The 17,690-nt window shown below is 74.6% G+C and carries 13 protein-coding genes; 10 read left to right on the top strand and 3 right to left on the bottom strand.

All coding sequences use genetic code 11. The features are described 5' to 3' along the window. Positions 1–110: 110 nt before the first annotated feature. The 3 genes from ACZ4M8_RS22850 to ACZ4M8_RS22840 all read left to right on the top strand — a co-directional run bounded on the left by ACZ4M8_RS22850 (position 111) and on the right by ACZ4M8_RS22840 (position 4,831). Positions 111–2,174: a SpoIIE family protein phosphatase gene (locus tag ACZ4M8_RS22850; protein WP_467610110.1), complete on the top strand. Its 2,064-nt coding sequence runs from the start codon at positions 111–113 to the stop codon at positions 2,172–2,174. Positions 2,175–2,309: 135 nt separating this feature from the next. Then, on the top strand, positions 2,310–3,707 hold the full coding sequence (locus tag ACZ4M8_RS22845) for a type I glutamate--ammonia ligase (protein WP_467610108.1): 1,398 nt from the start codon (positions 2,310–2,312) through the stop codon (positions 3,705–3,707). Further along, positions 3,704–4,831, top strand: a complete 1,128-nt coding sequence (locus tag ACZ4M8_RS22840; RefSeq protein ID WP_467610106.1) for an amidohydrolase family protein — start codon at positions 3,704–3,706, stop codon at positions 4,829–4,831. Before ACZ4M8_RS22845 ends, ACZ4M8_RS22840 begins: the two co-directional genes overlap by 4 nt. Before the next feature lie 86 nt (positions 4,832–4,917). Here the strand turns inward: ACZ4M8_RS22840 and ACZ4M8_RS22835 are convergent, their stop codons facing one another. Then, positions 4,918–6,027, bottom strand: coding sequence for an FAD-dependent monooxygenase (locus tag ACZ4M8_RS22835; RefSeq protein ID WP_467610104.1), 1,110 nt, complete (start codon positions 6,025–6,027; stop codon positions 4,918–4,920). Positions 6,028–6,294: 267 nt separating this feature from the next. Between ACZ4M8_RS22835 and ACZ4M8_RS22830 the strand changes: the two genes are divergently transcribed. The 3 genes from ACZ4M8_RS22830 (at position 6,295) to ACZ4M8_RS22820 (ending at position 10,966) form a co-directional block, all read left to right on the top strand. Beyond that, complete coding sequence (locus ACZ4M8_RS22830; RefSeq protein ID WP_467610101.1) at positions 6,295–7,245, top strand: TetR/AcrR family transcriptional regulator C-terminal domain-containing protein; 951 nt, start codon at positions 6,295–6,297, stop codon at positions 7,243–7,245. 277 nt (positions 7,246–7,522) lie between these two features. Then, positions 7,523–8,806: an MFS transporter gene (locus tag ACZ4M8_RS22825; RefSeq protein WP_467610098.1), complete on the top strand. Its 1,284-nt coding sequence runs from the start codon at positions 7,523–7,525 to the stop codon at positions 8,804–8,806. A 768-nt stretch (positions 8,807–9,574) separates the two neighbouring features. Continuing rightward, a complete protein-coding gene (locus tag ACZ4M8_RS22820) occupies positions 9,575–10,966 on the top strand; it encodes an NADP-dependent succinic semialdehyde dehydrogenase (protein ID WP_467610096.1) in 1,392 nt (463 codons plus the stop codon). A 58-nt stretch (positions 10,967–11,024) separates the two neighbouring features. Here the strand turns inward: ACZ4M8_RS22820 and ACZ4M8_RS22815 are convergent, their stop codons facing one another. Further along, the gene (locus tag ACZ4M8_RS22815) at positions 11,025–11,801 is read right to left on the bottom strand and encodes a TetR/AcrR family transcriptional regulator (protein ID WP_467610094.1); all 777 of its coding nucleotides are present in this window, start codon (positions 11,799–11,801) and stop codon (positions 11,025–11,027) included. A gap of 174 nt (positions 11,802–11,975) precedes the next feature. On the opposite strand from ACZ4M8_RS22815, the gene ACZ4M8_RS22810 reads away from it, so the two are divergent. Further along, entirely contained in the window at positions 11,976–12,197 is a 222-nt protein-coding gene (locus ACZ4M8_RS22810) for a hypothetical protein (protein WP_467610092.1), read from the top strand. A 19-nt stretch (positions 12,198–12,216) separates the two neighbouring features. Here ACZ4M8_RS22810 and ACZ4M8_RS22805 read toward each other — a convergent pair whose 3' ends face one another. Next, positions 12,217–14,385, bottom strand: coding sequence for a SpoIIE family protein phosphatase (locus ACZ4M8_RS22805; protein ID WP_467610089.1), 2,169 nt, complete (start codon positions 14,383–14,385; stop codon positions 12,217–12,219). 635 nt (positions 14,386–15,020) lie between these two features. Here ACZ4M8_RS22805 and ACZ4M8_RS22800 point away from each other — a divergent pair. The 3 genes from ACZ4M8_RS22800 to ACZ4M8_RS22790 are packed head-to-tail and all read left to right on the top strand — an operon-like array spanning position 15,021 to position 17,595. Further along, the gene (locus ACZ4M8_RS22800) at positions 15,021–15,791 is read left to right on the top strand and encodes an SDR family NAD(P)-dependent oxidoreductase (protein ID WP_467610087.1); all 771 of its coding nucleotides are present in this window, start codon (positions 15,021–15,023) and stop codon (positions 15,789–15,791) included. Next, positions 15,788–16,579, top strand: a complete 792-nt coding sequence (locus ACZ4M8_RS22795; RefSeq protein ID WP_467610085.1) for an enoyl-CoA hydratase/isomerase family protein — start codon at positions 15,788–15,790, stop codon at positions 16,577–16,579. The genes ACZ4M8_RS22800 and ACZ4M8_RS22795 overlap by 4 nt, the downstream gene beginning before the upstream one ends. 11 nt (positions 16,580–16,590) lie before the next feature. Beyond that, on the top strand, positions 16,591–17,595 hold the full coding sequence (locus ACZ4M8_RS22790) for a 3-oxoacyl-ACP synthase III family protein (protein WP_467610083.1): 1,005 nt from the start codon (positions 16,591–16,593) through the stop codon (positions 17,593–17,595). The last annotated feature ends 95 nt before the right edge of the window (positions 17,596–17,690 follow it).

The raw sequence follows: 17,690 nt of genomic DNA, 5'->3' as shown, positions 1-17,690 counted from the left end.
GTTGCGCTTACTGACTGATGCGAAAGTCAGGGCGTGGGGCCGGTGGGGTGACAGAGGTGCGTGAGGTGGTCGAAAAGCCCTGATACGTGGGGTTGTGGGAGAGTGGCGGCATGGCTGACCGGGGAGCGAAACGGCCCACCGTGTCGGTGCCGGACGACTGGCCCGCCCACCCGGACCTCACCCTTGCCCTCAACCGCATGGGCGGCTTCGACTGGGACCTCGACCGGGGACTGCTGCACATGGACCCGCCCGCGCTGCGCCTCTTCGACATGCCCCCCGAGGCGTACGACGGCCGGCCCGACACTCTCTCCGACCGGGTCCCGCCCGGCGAGGCGGCCCGCCTCGACGCCCTCGTCGCCCGCGCCCTGAAGGACGGCAGCGACGCCTACGGCGCCTACTACCGCGTCCGCCACCGCGACGGCACGCTCCGCTGGGTCCACAGCCAGGGCAGCATCCGACGCGACGCGACCGGCCGCCCCCGCCGCATCATCGGCGTGGTCCGCGACGCCGAGGACGAATACCGCCACGCCGCCGAACGGATCGCCGCCGACGAGGAGCGCCGCCGCCACACCGACGTCGTCCAGCGCACCACCGCCGCCCTCGCCCACGCCCGCACCGTCCAGGACGTCATCGCCGTCCTCGCCGACGACCAGGGGCTGGACCGCCTGCGCGCCGAGAACGTCATCCTCGGGCTCGTCGAATCCGGACACATCCGCCTGGTCTCCGAGGGCAAAGCCGGCAGTTTCGTCCCGGAGCTGGGGCTCACCCGCGTCGGCGACGAATTCCCCATGAGCGAGGTGGTGCGCACCCTCACCCCGCGCTTCATCGGCAGCCGCGCCGAGTTCGCCGCCTGCTACCCCCGCATCTGGCCGGCCGTCGAACCGCTCGACGTGGGCTCCGCCGCCTACCTCCCGCTCATCGCGCAGGGCCGCCCGATCGGCGTCATCGGCATCTTCTTCCAGCGAGAATCGGCCTTCGACGAGCAGGAACGCGCCCTCATGGTCGCCCTCGGCGCCGGCATCGCCCAGAGCCTGGCCCGCGCCATGCTCCACGACCAGGAACACGAACTGGCCGCCGGACTCCAGCGGGCGATGCTGCCGCGCCGCATCCCCGGCGTCCCCGGCGCCCAGATCGCCGTCCGCTACCGCTCCGCCCGCCTCGGCCGCGACATCGGCGGCGACTGGTACGACGTTATCGCGCTGCCGCACGGCCGCGTCGCCGCCGTCGTCGGCGACGTCCAGGGCCACGACACCCAGGCCGCCGCCCTCATGGGCCAGCTCCGCATCGTGCTGCGCGCCTACGCCGCCGAGGGCCACGCCCCCGCCACCGTCATGGCCCGCGCCTCCGCCTTCCTCAAGGAACTGGACACCGACCGCTTCGCCACCTGCGTCTACGTCGACGCCGACCTCAGCACCGGCTCCGCCCGCTTCGTCCGCGCCGGGCACATCGACCCGCTGCTGCGGCACGCCGAGGGGCTCTGCCGGCCGCTGCCCGTCGCCGGCGGACTGCCTCTCGGGATCTCCGCCGAGTTCACCCGTCTGGATTACCCCGTCACCACGGTGCACCTCGCTCCGGGTGACACGCTCCTGCTCTGCACGGACGGACTCGTGGAGCGGCCCGGCGCCGATCTCGGCGACGGCATCCGTGAGCTGGCCGCCGAGGTCCGCCGCGGCCCGCAGGACGTACAGCGGCTCGCCGACCGGCTCTGGGCGCTGACCGACCGCAGCCCCGGCGAGGACGACATGGCCTTCCTGCTGCTGCGCCGCCTCGGCGATCCGCGGCAGGACATCGCGGGCCGCGTCCGGCGGCAGATCGCCCCCGCCGACCCGGAAGGGCTGCGCGCCGCCCGCCACATGGTCCGCTCCGCCGTCCGCGCCTGGGGCGCCGGCGACCGCGCCGAGGAGATCGAACTCGTCGCCGACGAGCTGATCACCAACGCCCTGCTGCACACCGAGGGGTCCACCGTCATCACCGTCGAGATGCCGCACAGCGCCGAACGGCGGCTCCGGCTGGAGGTCGAGGACGAATCGAGCAACCTGCCCCGGCGCCGCGAGCCGGGCGAATCCGGCGTCTCCGGACGCGGTCTGCTCCTCGTCGACCGGCTGGCCGACGTCTGGGGAGTGGAACCGCGCGGTGGCGGCAAGTGCGTATGGTGCGAGTTCAACTGCCCCTGACCGGAGGGCCGTACGGCCCCGCGGCACCGGCGCGGCGTGCGCGCCGGGACCGCCCGCGGGCCGCGCACGGCGCCACCGCCGCGCCCCGGGGCACCGGACGCCGAGACATCGGCACACGCGACGTAAGGACGCACCATGGAATCGCGGTCGGCACAACAGTTGGCACAGGCCGGCGCACTGTCGGCGCGGCTGGACGCCGAAGGGGTCCGCAGCACCGCCCTGACCTGGGTCGACAACGCGGGCATCACCCGCGTCAAGGCCGTCCCCACGCACCGGCTGGAGCAGGCCGCCCACCGCGGCGTCGGCATGTCCCCGGTCTTCGACGTCTTCACCTCCGACGACGCCATCACCGAATCCGCCCACCTCGGCGGCCCCGACGGCGACCTGCGGCTCTTCCCCGACCTCGACCGCGTCACCCCGCTCGCCGCCCAGCCCGGCTGGGCCTGGGCGCCCGCCGACCGCTACGACCAGCTCGGCACCCCGCACCCCGCCTGCCAGCGGCAGTTCGCCCGCCGGATGGCCGACCGCGCGGCGCAAGAGGGCCTGGAGGTGCGGATGGGCTTCGAGACCGAATGGGTCGTCACCCGCGTCCCCGCGCCCGGTGCCGCCGCCGACGGCCCGGACGCCCCGCTCGACTTCCCCTGCGCCGGGCCCGCCTACGGCATGACCCGCGTCGTCGAACTCTCCGACTACCTCCGCGACCTCACCGAGGCGCTCACCGTCCAGGGCCTCGACGTCCTCCAGCTCCACCCGGAGTACGCGCCCGGCCAGTTCGAGGTCTCCACCGCCGCCGCGGACCCGGTGCGCGCCGCCGACGACGTCGTCCTCGTCCGCGAGACGATCCGCGCGGTCTCCGCCCGCCACCGGCTGCGCGCCTCCTTCGCCCCCACCGTCGTCGCCGGACTGGTCGGCAACGGCTGCCACCTCCACCTCAGCCTCCACCGCGACGGCCGCTCCCTGCACCGCGACCCGGCCGGCGCCCACGGACTGGCGCCCGACGCGGCGGCGTTCCTCGGCGGCACCCTGGAGGCGCTGCCCGCCCTCCTCGCCCTCGGCTGCCCCTCACCCGCCAGCTATCTGCGCCTCCAGCCGTCCCACTGGGCGGGCGTCTACCAGTGCTGGGGCGTGGAGAACCGCGAGGCCGCACTCCGGCTGATCACCGGCGCGCCCGACGACCCGGACGGCGGCCACGCCGAGCTGAAGCCCTTCGACGCCGCCGCCAACCCCTACCTCGTCGTCGGCGCCGTCCTCGCCGCCGGGCTGCACGGAACGGCCTCCGGCGCCCGCCTCCCCGACCCGGTCAGCGGCGACCCCGGCGTCCTTGGCGTCCGCGAGCGCGGGCGCCGCGGCATCGTCCGGCTCCCCGCCACCCTCACCGACGCCGCCGACCGGCTGGAGAAGTCGGCGCCGCTGCGGGAGGCGATGGGGGAGGTGCTGCACGGCGCGGTGCTCGCCGTGCGCCGCGCGGAGGCCGCCCGGTTCGCGGGCGAGGGCGACGAGGAGATCGCCGCCGAGACCCGGTGGCGCTGGTGACGCCCGCCGCCGGGCCGGACGGCCTGCCGCCGCTCGTCGACCACCACTGCCACGGTGTGGTCCGCCACCACCCGGACGCCGAGGAGTTCGCCGGGCTCCTCACCGAATCCGACCGCCCGGCCGCCCCGGGCACCAGCTACTTCGACACCCAGGCCGGATTCGCGGTCCGCCGCTGGTGCCCGCCGGTCCTCGGCCTGCCGCCGCACTGTCCGCCCGCCGACTACCTCGCCCGCCGCGCCGAACTCGGCCCCGACGAGGTCCGCCGCCGGCTGCTCACCGCCGCGGGCATCGGCAGCTTCCTCGTCGACACCGGGCTGCCCGGCGATCTCACCGGCCCCGCCGAGACCGCCGCGTCCGGCGGCGGCACCGGCCACGAGGTCGTCCGCCTGGAACACCTCGCCGAGCGCACCGCCCGACGGGCCCGGGAGGCCGAGGAGTTCACCGGCGCCCTCGCCCGCGCGGTACGCGACGCCGCCACGCACGCCGTCGCCTTCAAGACCGTCGCCGCCTACCGCCACGGCCTCGCCCTGGCCGCCCGTCCGCCGGACCGGGACGCGGTGCGCACCGCCGCCCGTGCCTGGCTCGCCTCCGGCCAGGACCGGCTCACCGACCCGGTCCTGCTGCGCCATCTGACCGAACTCGCCGTCGCCACCGGGCTGCCGCTCCAGATCCACACCGGCTTCGGCGACCGGGACCTGCGTCTGCACCACGCCGATCCGGCCCTGCTCACCGACTTCGTCCGCGCCACCGCCGACACCGGCACCCCGCTCGTCCTGCTGCACTGCTACCCGTACCACCGCCAGGCCGCCTACCTCGCGGCCGTGTACCCGCACGTCTACGCCGACGTCGGACTCGCCCTCGGCCACACCGGCGCCGGTGCCGCCGCCGTGCTCGCCGAGTTCCTGGAACTGACCCCGTTCGGCAAGCTCCTCTTCTCCACCGACGCGTACGGACTGCCCGAGCTGTACACCGTCGGCAGCGCCGTCTTCCGCACCGCGCTGCGCACCGTCCTCGACGGCTGGACACACCACGGCGCCTGGTCGTACGAGGACGCCGCCCGTGTCGCCGCCCTGATCGCGGCGGGCAACGCGCGGCGGGTGTACGGGCTGGGGGACGGCGTGTAGGGCCCCGTCCGGAGGGCCGGTCGCGCGCCGCTCGGCGGGGAAGGGCGCCCGGCGACCGGGCCCCGGCGCCAGGGCCCGGCCCCGGCTCAACCGTCCAGCCGCAGCGCGTTCTTGGCGTGTGACAGGGCCTCCTCCGGGGCCGGGCCGTCCATGTTCTCCGTGGCCAGGGCCTGGTTGAGGGTGACGAAGGGGCGCATCCGCCGCTCGTACCCGGCGAACGCGGCGCGGTGGTCGCCGCCGGCCCGGCCCACCTCGTCGGCGAGGACGTACGCACCGGCCAGCGCCAGGCTGCTGCCCTGGCCGGAGAGCGGGGACGGACAGTGTGCCGCGTCGCCGATCAGTACCACCCGCCCCGCCGACCAGCGGTCCATGTGGATCTGCGCCATCGCGTCGAAGAAGAAGTCCGGCGCCTGCCGCATCGCCGCCAGCAGTCGCGGGACGGGCCCGCCCAGGTGGCCCAACCGCTCGGCGAGCAGCGCCTGCTGGGCGGCGGTGTCGTGCCGGTCGTAGGTGAGCGGGCCGGAGCGGAAGCCGAGGAGGGCGCGGAGTTCGGTGTTGCCGCGCGCCGGGTAGACGCACAGGCTCGCGTCGCCCTCCCGCAGCCACACCTGCCAGTCCTCCAGGCCGAGGAAGTTGCCGGTGCGGAAGACGCCGAGGTACGCGCCCAGATGACGGACGTACGCCTCCTCCGGGCCGAAGGCCAGCCGCCGGACCGTCGAGTGGAGTCCGTCCGCGCCCACCACCAGGTCGAACGTGCGCCGGCGCCCGCTGAGGAAGTCGACCCGTACGCCGTCCGGGTCCTGCTCCAGGGCGGTCGCGGAGTCGTCGAAGAGGTACTCCACGCCGTCCTGGGCGCGGAGGTGCAGCAGCTCCGTGAGGTCGTCGCGGAAGATTTCGATGTCCGGGCCGTCCAGCCGCCCGGCGCTCCAGGTCTCCTCGGTCGAACGCCACTGCTCGGTGCCGGCGCCGTCCAGCATCGACATCCCGCGCATCGTGGTCCGCAGCTCCCGCGCCCCGGCCAACTGCCCGCCGCGCTCCAGCACATCGAGCGCGACGCCGCGGACGTCCACCGCCTGCCCGCCCGGCCGCGGCGCCGGGGCGCGCTCGACGACGGTCACCGCGCAGCCGGTCCGGCGCAGCCAGTGGGCGGCGGCGAGCCCGGCGACACTCGCTCCGGAGATCAGGACGGACGGCATGGGATTCCCCCTTCATCGGGTGCACGCGGCGGGACCGCCGTGTACGCAGGAAGAATGTACGGCGTACGCGGCGCTGTCCGCCACCTCCGTGAACTGCGCCTTCGTCCCTCAACTCTCCTTTCTGTACTAGGACATCGGTGCCGGCGCGGTCGTCGTCGCAGGTCGTCTCTGTGCTAGTACAGGAGCGGCGGCCGGGTGGATTTTCCGGAAAGATTGCGGCGGGCGCGGCCGTACCGGGCGGCGCGCCGCACACGGAAGGAGCAGGACGTGGCCGAGCGCCCCGACCCGCCGTACCTGAGGATCGCCGCCACACTGCGCCGCCGGATCGGGAGCGGCGAACTGGCCCCCGGCGACCGGGTACCGGCCACCCGCCGTCTCGCCCAGGAGCACGGCGTCGCCCTCGCCACCGCCACCAAGGCGCTCGCCGTCCTGCGGCAGGAGGGCCTGATCCGCGCCGAGGGGCGCACCGGGACCGTCGTCGCGCCCCGGCCCGCGCCCCGTCGCCCCGCGCCCGTGCCGCCCCGGGAGACCGCGCCCGCCGGGGACCTCGGGCGGGAGCGGCTCGTCCGCGCCGCCATCGAACTCGCCGACGCCGAAGGGCTCCCCGCCCTCTCGATGCGGGCGCTCGCCGCCCGCGTCGGGGTTTCCGCGATGTCCCCGTACCGCCATGTCCGGGGCAAGGACGAACTCGTCGCGCTGATGACCGACACCGTCCTCGGCGAACTGGACCCTCCGCGCACCCCGGCGCCGTGGCGGACCCGGCTGGAGGAGGGCGCCCGCGCCCTGTGGCGGGTGCACCGGGCGCATCCGTGGCTCGCCCAGACCGGCCCGCTGACCCGCCCCCAACTGCTGCCCAGGCTGCTCGACTACTCGGAGTGGATGCTCGCCGCCCTCGACGGCCACGGGCTGGACGCCGCGACCGTCCTCGACCTCAACGCCCTGATCTACAGCCACATCCAGGGGCTGGCCGGCCACGCCGAACGCGAGGCGCACGCCGCCGGGCAGACCGGGCTGACGGACGAGGAGTGGCTGGACGCCCAGGAGCCCGCGATGGCCGCGCTGCTGGGCTCCGGCGCGTACCCGACGCTCGCCCGGCTCCTCGACGAGGTCGGGGAGGACGGCTACGACCTGCGGCTCGACGGTCTCTTCGAGACGGGTCTGCGGGCCCTGCTCGACGGCGTCGCCCGGCTCGTGGCGGAGGGCGCGCCGCCCGGCTGAGCCGGTCCCGGCGGACGGCCGCCACCGGCGGGCACCCGGGGGGAGCCGGGCCCGGTCCGGGCGGGCGCGGCCCCGGCCCGCCCGTGCGGAAGGGGCCGGTGCGGCACCGAGGACGGGCCGAGGCGGTCACCCGGTCTGCGGGGAAGGCCGCCGTACGCACCCGCGCCACCGAGGGACCGCCCCGCCCGCGGGGGAAGCCGCCACGGAGCGCCCCGCCCGGAGAACGGCCCCGCCGCCCGCCGCCGGGGAGCCCGAAGGGCCCGTGTTTTACTTCCGCGTGCCCGATGCAACGAAATCCCCCACGGACCCCGTGCCGCTGCGCTCGCGAATATTCGCCGACCTCACCCCGCTGCGTACCTCGCCGGACTACCGGCGGCTGTGGTGCGGCAACACGATCTCCTGGATGGGCCAGCAGATGACCGCCCTCGCGGTCTCCCTCCAGGTCTACGACCTCACCCGCTCCACCTTCGCGGTCGGCCTGGTGGGCCTGTGCTCCCTCGTCCCGCTCGTCGTCTTCGGCCTCTACGGCGGCGCCATCGCCGACACCGTCGACCGCCGCAAACTCGGCCTCTACAGCGCGTCCGGCGCCACCGTCCTCTCCGTCGTCCTGGCCGCCGCCGCGCTCACCGGCCGCCACCATGTGGCGCTGCTCTACGGCGTCGTCGCGCTCCAGGCCGTGTGTTTCGCGATGAACTCCCCGGCCCGTTCGTCGATGATCCCGCGGCTGCTGCCCGTCGAGCAGCTGCCGGCCGCCAACGCCCTCAACTCCCTGACCAGCAACCTCGGCCTCATGGGCGGCCCGATGCTGGGCGGCGTCATCGTCGGACTGTGGGGCTACCAGGCCGCGTACCTCATCGACGTGGCCGCCTTCGGCGCCTCCCTGTACGCGATGTGGCGGCTGCCCGCGATGCGGCCCGAGCCGGACGACGCCCCGGACGGTGCGCGGCGGCGCGCCTCCGTCCTGGACGGGCTGCGGTTCCTCGCCACCCGCCCCAACCTGCGGATGACGTTCTTCGCCGACCTCGCCGCGATGGTGCTGGCGCAGCCGCGGGCGCTCTTCCCCGCCGTCGCGGTGCTCTGGTTCGCGGGCGACGCGAAGACGGTGGGGCTGCTGGTCGCCGCGCCCGCCGTCGGCGCCGTCCTCGGCGGACTGTTCTCCGGCTGGCTCGGCGGCATCCGCCGCCACGGGCTGGCGATCCTGCTGGCCGTCGCCGCGTGGGGCGCGGCCGTCGCCGCCTTCGGGCTGGCCCGCAACCTCTGGCTCGGCCTGTTCTTCCTGGCCGTCGCGGGCTGCGCCGACACCGTCTCGATGGTCTTCCGCTCCACCATGCTCCAGGCCGCGACCCCGGACCGGATGCGCGGCCGTCTCCAGGGCGTCTTCATCGTGGTCGTCGCGGGCGGCCCCCGCCTGGGCGACTTCCTCGCCGGTTCGGCCGCCGACCTCTCCTCCCCGGCGACCGCCGTCATCGGCGGCGGCCTCGCCTGCGTCCTGGTCGTCACCGCCCTCGGCCTGGGCCGCCGCGCCTTCGCCCGCTACGACGCCCGGGACCCGCAGCCGTAGACGGACGGGCGGGACGCACGGAGCGGGCCGCCGGGCACCGGTCCGGGAGAGCCCCGCCCCCACCGGCCCCCGCCCCGACCCGGGTCTGCGGGCCGCGGTGAGGAGCCCGCTCCGGCCGGACGTACGCCCACCGCGCCGCCCCCGCTCGGCCGGACGAACGGCCCCGGCAGCTCCGGCTCCGCCCGCCGGCCCGCCCTCACCTCCGCCGGGCGTGCGGGGCGGCCGGGAACGGGCCAGACTCGGATACGGGGCCGCAGGCATGTCCGCGAAGCCCGCCCGGCGGGTGGCGGCACGCCTCGGTGCGCGTCCCCGTCCCCCTGCGAAAGGCACACCGTGCAGCCGCAACCGATCCCGTACCGGGGCCGCGGCCGGAGGACGTCCGGTGTTCCGGGCCACGGGCGGTGCGGGCCCGCCACGACCGGCGTGATCACCCCGCCCGACCCCGGTGGCCCCGCGCCGGTGCCGGAGCCGCCCGTGCCGCTGCCGCCCGACCCCGGTGGCCCGCCGCCCGATCCGGACGGCCCGGCCCCGGAGCCCGGCGGCCCGCCGCCCGGTCCCGTCCCCGAACCGCCGCCGGGGCCCGTGCCGGGGCCGCCCGGTCCCGAACCGTCGCCGATCCCGCGCCCGCCGGGGCCCGACCCCGTACCGGACCCCTCACCGGCCCCGTCGCCGCTGAGCTGAGCCACCGCGCGGACGGCGGCCCGGCGGCCGGTCCCCGCCGCGGGTCCGGCCGCCCCGCCCCGTTCCGTCCCACCGAGGAGGCGCTCCATGGCCATCGCCACGGTCAACCCGGCCACCGGTGAAACACTGAAAACCTTCGAACCGCTCAACCCGGGCGAACTCGAAGACCGGCTGGTCCTCGCCGAGCAGGCGTACGACACGCACCGCCGCACCTCGTTCGCCACCCGCGCCGGGTGGTTGCACGAGGCCGCCGCCCTGCTGGACGCGGACCGCGACGCCGTCGCCCGCACCATGACCACCGAGATGGGCAAACCGCTCGCCCAGGCCCGCGCCGAGGCCGCCAAGTGCGCCAAGACCATGCGCTGGTACGCCGACCACGCCGCCGCCCTCCTCGCCGACGAGCACCCCGATCCGGCCGACGTCCGCGACTCACGAGCAGCCCGCGCCGTGGTCCGCTACCGCCCGCTGGGCGTCGTCCTCGCCGTGATGCCGTGGAACTTCCCGCTCTGGCAGGTCGTACGGTTCGCCGCGCCGACCCTGATGGCCGGCAACACCGGACTGCTCAAACACGCCTCCAACGTCCCGCAGACCGCCCTCTACCTGGAGGAACTGTTCCGCCGGGCCGGCTTCCCGGCCGGCTGCTTCCAGACCCTGCTGATCGGCTCCGGCGCGGTGGAGGGCGTGCTGCGTGATCCGCGGATCGCGGCGGCCACCCTCACCGGCAGCGAACCGGCGGGCCGTGCGGTCGCCTCCGTCGCCGGCGACGAGATCAAGAAGACCGTGCTGGAACTCGGCGGCAGCGACCCGTACGTGGTGCTGCCCTCCGCCGACCTCGACGCCGCGGTCCGCACCGCGGTGACCGCCCGGGTCCAGAACAACGGCCAGTCCTGCATCGCCGCGAAACGCTTCATCCTGCACACCGCCGTCCACGACGCGTTCGCCGAACGGTTCACCGCCGCGATGGCCGCGCTGACCGTCGGCGACCCGATGGACGAGAACACCGACGTCGGCCCGCTCGCCAGCGAACAGGGCCGCTCCGACCTGGAGGAACTGGTCGACGACGCGGTGCACCGCGGCGCCACCGCCCTGTGCGGCGCCCGCCGCCCGCCGAACCGCCCCGCGGGCTGGTTCTACGAGCCGACGGTGCTCACCGGCATCACCCCCGAGATGCGTATCCACCACGAGGAGGCGTTCGGCCCGGTCGCCTCCCTCTACCGCGTCGCCGACCTCGACGAGGCGATCGCCGTCGCCAACGACACACCGTTCGGCCTCAGCTCCAACGCCTGGACCCGCGACGAGGCCGAACAGGACCGCCTCGCCCGCGACCTGCGCGCCGGCGGCGTCTTCTTCAACGGCATGACCGCCTCCCACCCCGGCCTGCCCTTCGGCGGCACCAAACGCTCCGGCTACGGCCGCGAACTGTCCGGCCACGGCATCCGCGAGTTCTGCAACCTCACCACCCTCTGGTACGGGCCGTAGCCCGGCCGCGACCGGGTACGGCCCGCGGAGGGCGCCGCCCCGGGGAGCGGCAGGCGGGTCAGGCCGAGTCCCGGGGCCCGTCCGGCGGGACGAGCCGGTCGAGGTGGTAGTCGAGGACGCGCAGCACCGCCTCGGCTGAGCGGCGGCCGTGCAGCAGATCACCGCCGAGCCCCGTCACGCCGGAGACCAGCAGATCGGCCTCGTGCCGCGGGTCCACGCCGGGGGCGCACCGCCCCTGGGCGCACGCGTGCTCCAGCAGTCCGGCGATCAGGTCCTCCAGCGGATGCTCCGGCCCGAGGAAGACCGCGGCCAGAGCCGGGTCGGTCAGACTGCGGGAGTAGTACGCGGCGAGCACCCGCAGCGCCGTGCGCCGCTCCTCGTCCACCGGCAAGAACTCCTCCAGTACGGCCCGCAGCAGCCCGCGCGGATCGTCGGGACCGTGGTGGATACGGGCACGGGCCCGCCGCTCGTTGTCGTCGTGCAGCAACGTGAGCGCGTCGACGAGGAGTTGGTGCTTGCCGCTGAAGTGGTACTGCACGGTCCGCAGGGACACCCCGGCCTCGGCGGCGATCTCGCGCATGCTCGCCGCGTGCAGCCCGCGCGTGGCGGCGATCCGCCACACCGCCCCGGCGATCTGCCGCCGCCGCGGGGAGTCCGCCGCGGGCGCCGTCACCGGACGGGGCAGCGGCGGGTTCCGGCGCCGCCGGTAGGCCCGCGCCTGGCAGCTCCGGGAGCAGTACCGCGCCGGCCGCCCCCGCCCGCCGCCCGGCAACGTCGCCCCGCACTCCCGGCAGCCCCGCCCCGCGATCTCCGTCTCCATCTTTTCGTCACGCACAAGCGCCACGCTACCGGGTAAGAATCTGTGACGTAATGGCTTTCCACAGCCATTTTCCGGGATCTGCGACTGATACGTTCGTAACGTCGCCGACGGGCGCGCAACGGCGTCCGGACAGGTCGGCGCGGCGGTGTGGTGTGCGCGCCGCCGATGTCACACGAGGGGGAGAGCGACGTGAAGTACGACGTGTTGCAGATCATCGGGGCGGTGGCCGTGGTGATCTTCGGGCAGGGCGCCGTCCGGCTGCTCATCGACCACGGCCACTTCGGGATCCTCGGCGCCCTGGACGCCGGATTCGGGGTGACCCTCGGCCTGTACCTCGCCGGGACCGTGCTCGCCGTCCTGCTGGCGGGCTGGGCCCACGACCGGGCCAAGGCCCTCGGCCGCCGCAACTGACCCGCGGTCCGGGCGGCGCTCACCCCCCGTCCGCGGGGGCCCTCCCGTCCGGGGGGTGCTCCCCGTCCGGCACCACGAACTCGCACCACAGCGCCTTGCCGGAGCCGCGCGGTTCGGCGCCCCAGGAGTCCGCCAGCGCTTCCACCAGCATCAGGCCCCGCCCGGACGTCGCCGTCTCACCGGGGCTGCGCCGGCGGGGCCACTGGCTGGAGCGGTCCTCGACCTCCAGCCGGATCCGCCGCGGCTCCTGCGACAGCAGCTCCATCGTCACCAGCGCCCCGCTCTCCGTGTGCGTCAGCGCGTTGGCGATCAGCTCGCTCGCCGCCACCTCGATGTCGTGCATCACCGGCCCGGCCCGCCACTGGTCCACGGTGCGCCGCAGCGCCGAGCGGACGTCGGCGGCGCCCGCCGGATCGGCCTGGTGGACATGGAGCCGCAGCCGGGGCACCGCGCTGGTGCCCGGCTCCGGCAGCCGCCGCAGCAACAGCAGCGCCAGATCGTCCTCCGAACCGGGCGCCGACCACAGCAGCTCCGCGAGCTGGTCGGCGAGCGGCCCCAGCGCCTCGGGACCGGCCCGCACCGCCGCCGTCAGGGCGTCGATGCCGACCGAGATGTCCTGGCCGGGCTGCTCCACGAGCCCGTCGCTGCACAGCAGCAGCGTCGAGCCGGGCTCCAGGAACAGCTGCGTCTCGGGGAAGTGGTCGTGGCCGAACGCGGTCGCCACGCCCAGCGGCAGCCCGCCGCGGATCTCCGGCCAGTCCACATGCCCCGAGCCGTCCCGGATCAACGGCCCCAGATGCCCGGCCCGCGCCACGTGCAGCGCCCCCGAGTCCAGATCCGCCTGCACGTACGTGCACGTCGCGAACCGGTCGGTCTCCAGCTCCGCCAGGAACCGCGACGCCCGCACCAGCACCGTCTCCGGCGGATGCCCCTCGCTCGCGTACGCCCGCAGCGCGATCCGCAACTGCCCCATCACCGCCGCCGCGTGCGTGTCGTGGCCCTCGACGTCCCCGACCACCAGCCCGGTACGGCCCTGCGGCAGCGCGATCACGTCGTACCAGTCGCCGCCGATGTCACGGCCCACGCTCGCCGGGTGGTAGCGCACCGTCACCTCGCCGCCGGGGATCTCCGGCACCCGGCGCGGCAGCATCGTCGCCTGGAGGCCCGTCGCGAACTCCCTCTCCTGGTCGAAGAGGGTCGCCCGCTGCAACGACTGCGCCACCACACCGGCCAGCGCCAGCGCCAGGTTCCGCGCCTCGGCGGACTGCCCCGACGGCTCGTTGCCGAACAGCCCCAGCGCCCCGATGACGGTGTCCTGCGCCACCAGCGGCAGGAACGACGCGCTGCCCGGCGGCAGCATCTCCCCGTACGGCCGCAGCCGCGGGAAGCGCGCGAGCAGTTCGCCGCGGGTGCGCAGGAAGCTGGGGCGCCGCGACGAGACGGTGTCCGACAGCGGCAGGGTGTCGTCCAGCCGGGAGCGCAGCATGTCCTCGGGCACGTCGCCCTCCAGCCCGGTGGCCGCGATCACCTCGAACCGGCCGCCCGCCACCAGCCCCAGGATCAGCGCGTCCGCCCCGAACCGCCGCGCCCCGCCCGGACCGGTCAGCACCCGCGTCACATCGGCCACCGACATCGCCCGCGCCAGCGCCGCCGTGGTCTGCTGCACCATCACCGTCTGCCGCTGCCGCTCCTGCTGGAGCGAGCGCAGCAGCGCCGAGTCCGCCAGCTCGTTCGACGCCTCGCGCACCACCCCGATCACCCGGTACGGCATCCCTTCCGCGTCGTGCAGGATCCGGCCCTGGGAGTGCGCCCAGTGCATCGTCCCGTCGCGGAACCGCACCCGGAAGTACGCGCCGTACGAGGAGGCACCGTCCTGGAGCGCCAGCGACACCGCCCGGTCCAGCCGCGCGCCCTCCTCCGGCGGGACCCGCGCGGCCAGCGACAGCGGCTCGCCGTCCCACTCGTCGGCCCGCAGGTCGTACAGGCGCAGCGCACCCTCGTCGAGATCCATCCGGCCGGCGGACAGGTCCCAGTCGAAGGTGCCCATGAGGTTGAGGTCGAGGCGGCGGCGCAGCCCGATCGGCTCGTGCTCCGAGACGCCCGGCACCTCCTCGGGCACCGTGCGCACCCCCGGGGCGGCCAGCGGGTCGTAGCGGCGACCGTGCCCGCCGCCGCTCCCGGCGGTCACCGAGAGACCCGCGGCCCGGCTGCCGCGGGCGTACGGGACGGGGGCAGGGGCGGCGCCGCGGCCCGGTCCGCGCGGTGCGGCGCCGCGCGGGCGAGCGCGCCCCGGGCCCCTGGCCGTCCGCCGTTGACCAGGGCCGATATCCAGCAGGACATGCGCTCAACCCTAGGCCGGGCCCGGCCGGGCCGCATGTCCCGCTGCCCCGTCCGGGGCTTGGGAGGCGTACCTCCGGCGGTACCTGCCGCGCGGGGGCCATGAACCGACGTCCGCGTCCGGGGCTCCCGCCGCGCGGTGGGGGCCCGGCGGTCCCCGGTGGCGCCAGGGGCCACGGTCCGCGGACGTTTCCGCGCCGCACGCGGCTTCCCGCGCATGGGGCGTGCGCGGGCCCTGGCGGCCGGGGGAGCGCGGGGGAGGCGCAGAGTTGATCTTCCGTTAACTTTCGGTGATCGTCTGTTGACGGTCCGTTGATTCTTCGTGCCCATGCTGAGGCACGCCACCGGGTGGCCTTCCCGCGCGGCCCTGCCTGCCTCCCCGGGCGGACGTGCGTATGTGCTTCCGGGCGCCTTCGGCGGTACTCGGCGTCCGCCGGGCCGGCGAGGCCATCATTCGATGGCGATCATTCGGACAAGGAGTCTGCTGTGCGCGAAACGGTTGTTCCGCCCGATACCCGTCACGGCGATGTGCTGGCCGGGAAGACCGCCGTCATCACCGGTGGGACGAAAGGTCTGGGACGGTGCATCGCCGAGGGGTTCCTGCGCGCCGGTGCCAATGTGGTGTGCACCTCCCGCCGGGATCATGACATCAAAGAACTTCTCGACGAATTCGAGGGAAGGTCCGCGTTTTTCGCCTCCGACCTGCGCGACGAGGAATCCATCGAGCGCGTCTTTCTCCAGGCCGAGGAGAAGTTCGGCGGCCTCGACATCGTCGTGGCCAACGCCGGTATCACGCGCAACGGAACCGTCGACAATCTCGGTGCGGCGGACTGGCGCGCCGTCATGGACACCAATGTGAACGGTGTCTTCCACACCGTCCGGCACGCCATCCGTCATCTCCCGCCCGGCACCGGAAACATCCTCACGGTGTCCGCGGCGATGGTGAACCACATGGTGCGTGGCGCCACCGCCTACATCACGTCGAAGAGCGCCGTCGAAGCCTTCACGCGCGCCAGCGCCATCGACATCTCCCGGCACGGGCTCAGGATCAACTGCCTCGCGCCGGGGATCATATCCGCCGGTATGGGCGAGGTCGTCATGGCGGATGACCGGCTCTGGCAGAGGTACGAGCCTCACCTGCTCGCCGGAAGGGCCGGAGCGGGACACGAGGTGGCCGCCGCCGCGACCTTCCTGGTGTCTGGCGCGGCCTCCTACATCAACGGCCACGTCCTGGAAGTCAGCGGAGGCGTGCTGTGAGCGTGTACACGGAGAAATCCGGGCGGGTCGCCCGGCTCATCATGGACCGGCCCCCTCTCAACATTCTCGACAGGAAGCTCGCGCACGGCCTCCTGCAGTCCCTGAGCGACCTGCGTGAGGATCCGGACATCCACGCACTGGTGATCACTTCGGCGCACGCACACTTCTCCGCCGGTGCCGACATCAAAGAGCTCGGCAATTCCTCTCCGGCCGAGATGCACGAATTCGCGGAATGTGCCCAGGAGCTCATGGACGCGGTCGAGCATTTCCCGGCGCCCGTGATCGCCGCCATTCCGGGCAACGCCCTCGGGGGCGGCACCGAACTCGCTCTCGCGGCCGACGTACGCATCTGCACCGACTCGGCGCGTTTCGCCCTGCCCGAGGTACTGCTGGGCCTCATTCCGGCCGGGGGCGGCACACAACGGCTGCCCCGGCTCGTCGGCCTGGCCCACGCCAGAGACATGCTCCTCACCGGGCGGACCCTCGACGCCGGCGAAGCCCGTCGCATCGGGCTGGTGGATCTCGTGGTTCCCGAAGAGGACCTGCGCGCCGCCGCCGGCACATGGGCGGAACGCTACTGCTCGAACCCCCGCCGGGCACTGGCCGCGGTGAAGAGGACGATTTCCGCGAGCACGACCCCCACCGGCAACCGCGTGGAGCAGGCCGAGTTCCTCAAACTTCTCACCACCGCCGACCGGACCGAGTACTTCCAGCGCTTCTGGCACGGACACGACCGGAGCGCCACCGCGCGGCGACAGGACGCCCCCCTCCCGCTTGTCTCCGAGTGAAGGACAACGCCATGACGAACGCAGCGCGCACCGGAGTCGGGGTCATCGGGCTGGGGAGCTACCTCCCCGAGGCGATACGCACCAACGACGAACTGGGAGCCCAGTTCGGCCTCACCGCCGAGTGGATCACCCAGCGCACCGGCATCCGGGAGCGCCATGTCCGCGCCCCGGGGGAGAACGCCGCGGAAATGGCGGCGAAGGCCGTCGAAGAGGCGCTCGCCAGTGCCGGTCTGACCGTCGACGACCTCGACGTGCTCCTGCTCGCCGCTCCCTCGCACGACGATTCGGGTCCCGCCACCGCCTGCCGCGCCCAGGCCCTGCTCGGGGCGGCGGGCGCCGTGGCCCTCGATGTCGGCGCGTCCTGCTCGGGCTGGATGTTCGCCGCCCGCATCGCCGTGGACTGGATCAGGTCCGGCGGCGCCCGCCATGTGGCCGTGGTGGGCTCATCGGTCTACACCCCGTGGATGGACCCCGCCGACCGGTCCACCACTCTCCTGTTCGGCGACGGAGCCGGTGCCACCATCCTCGGCCCCGTCGCGGACGGCGAGGGATTCTCCGACATCTACCTCGGCTCGGACGGTACCAAGGCCGACTACATCCACAGCCCGGCGGGCGGCAACAGGATGCCCCCCACCCCGGACAACATCGCCGCCGGCTTCCACTACGCCAGGATGAACGGACGCGCCATCGCCGACTTCACCCTGGAGATGGTCCCGCGCATCGTCGACGAGACCCTTGAACGAGCCGGCCTCGACCGCGACGCCCTCGCCCTCGTCGCCTCCCACCAGCCCAACCCCCTTCTGCTCCAAAGAGCCTGTGAGCTGGCCGAACTGCCCAGCGACCGGGTCGTCGTAGTCGGAGACCGGGTCGGGAACATCGGCCCTGCCTGCATCCCCTACGTCCTCCACCAGAGCCATCTCCAAGGCCGCCTCGCCAAGGGTGACCGGGTCCTCGCCCTGACCTTCGGCGCCGGTATGACCTGGGGCGGCACCGTGCTCACCTGGAGCGGTCCGTAAGCGGTCCGGGGCACCTGTGTCCGGCCGCCCTCGCCGCCGTGAGGGCGGCCGGACCCGGCGTCTCCGTCTCCCGGCCCGTACCGCCCGGGAACGCC

The organism is Streptomyces sp. NPDC027185 (assembly GCF_055567035.1).
The sequence above is the reverse complement of the archived record's forward strand: the minus strand, read 5'-3'. Positions and strand labels throughout refer to the sequence as shown.

Coding starts and splice junctions, on each gene's coding strand:
- ACZ4M8_RS22850 (WP_467610110.1), top strand. CDS start 111: ATGGCTGACCGGGGAGCGAAACGGCCCACCGTGTCGGTGCCGGACGAC.
- ACZ4M8_RS22790 (WP_467610083.1), top strand. CDS start 16,591: ATGACGAACGCAGCGCGCACCGGAGTCGGGGTCATCGGGCTGGGGAGC.
- ACZ4M8_RS22820 (WP_467610096.1), top strand. CDS start 9,575: ATGGCCATCGCCACGGTCAACCCGGCCACCGGTGAAACACTGAAAACC.
- ACZ4M8_RS22845 (WP_467610108.1), top strand. CDS start 2,310: ATGGAATCGCGGTCGGCACAACAGTTGGCACAGGCCGGCGCACTGTCG.
- ACZ4M8_RS22835 (WP_467610104.1), bottom strand. CDS start 6,027: ATGCCGTCCGTCCTGATCTCCGGAGCGAGTGTCGCCGGGCTCGCCGCC.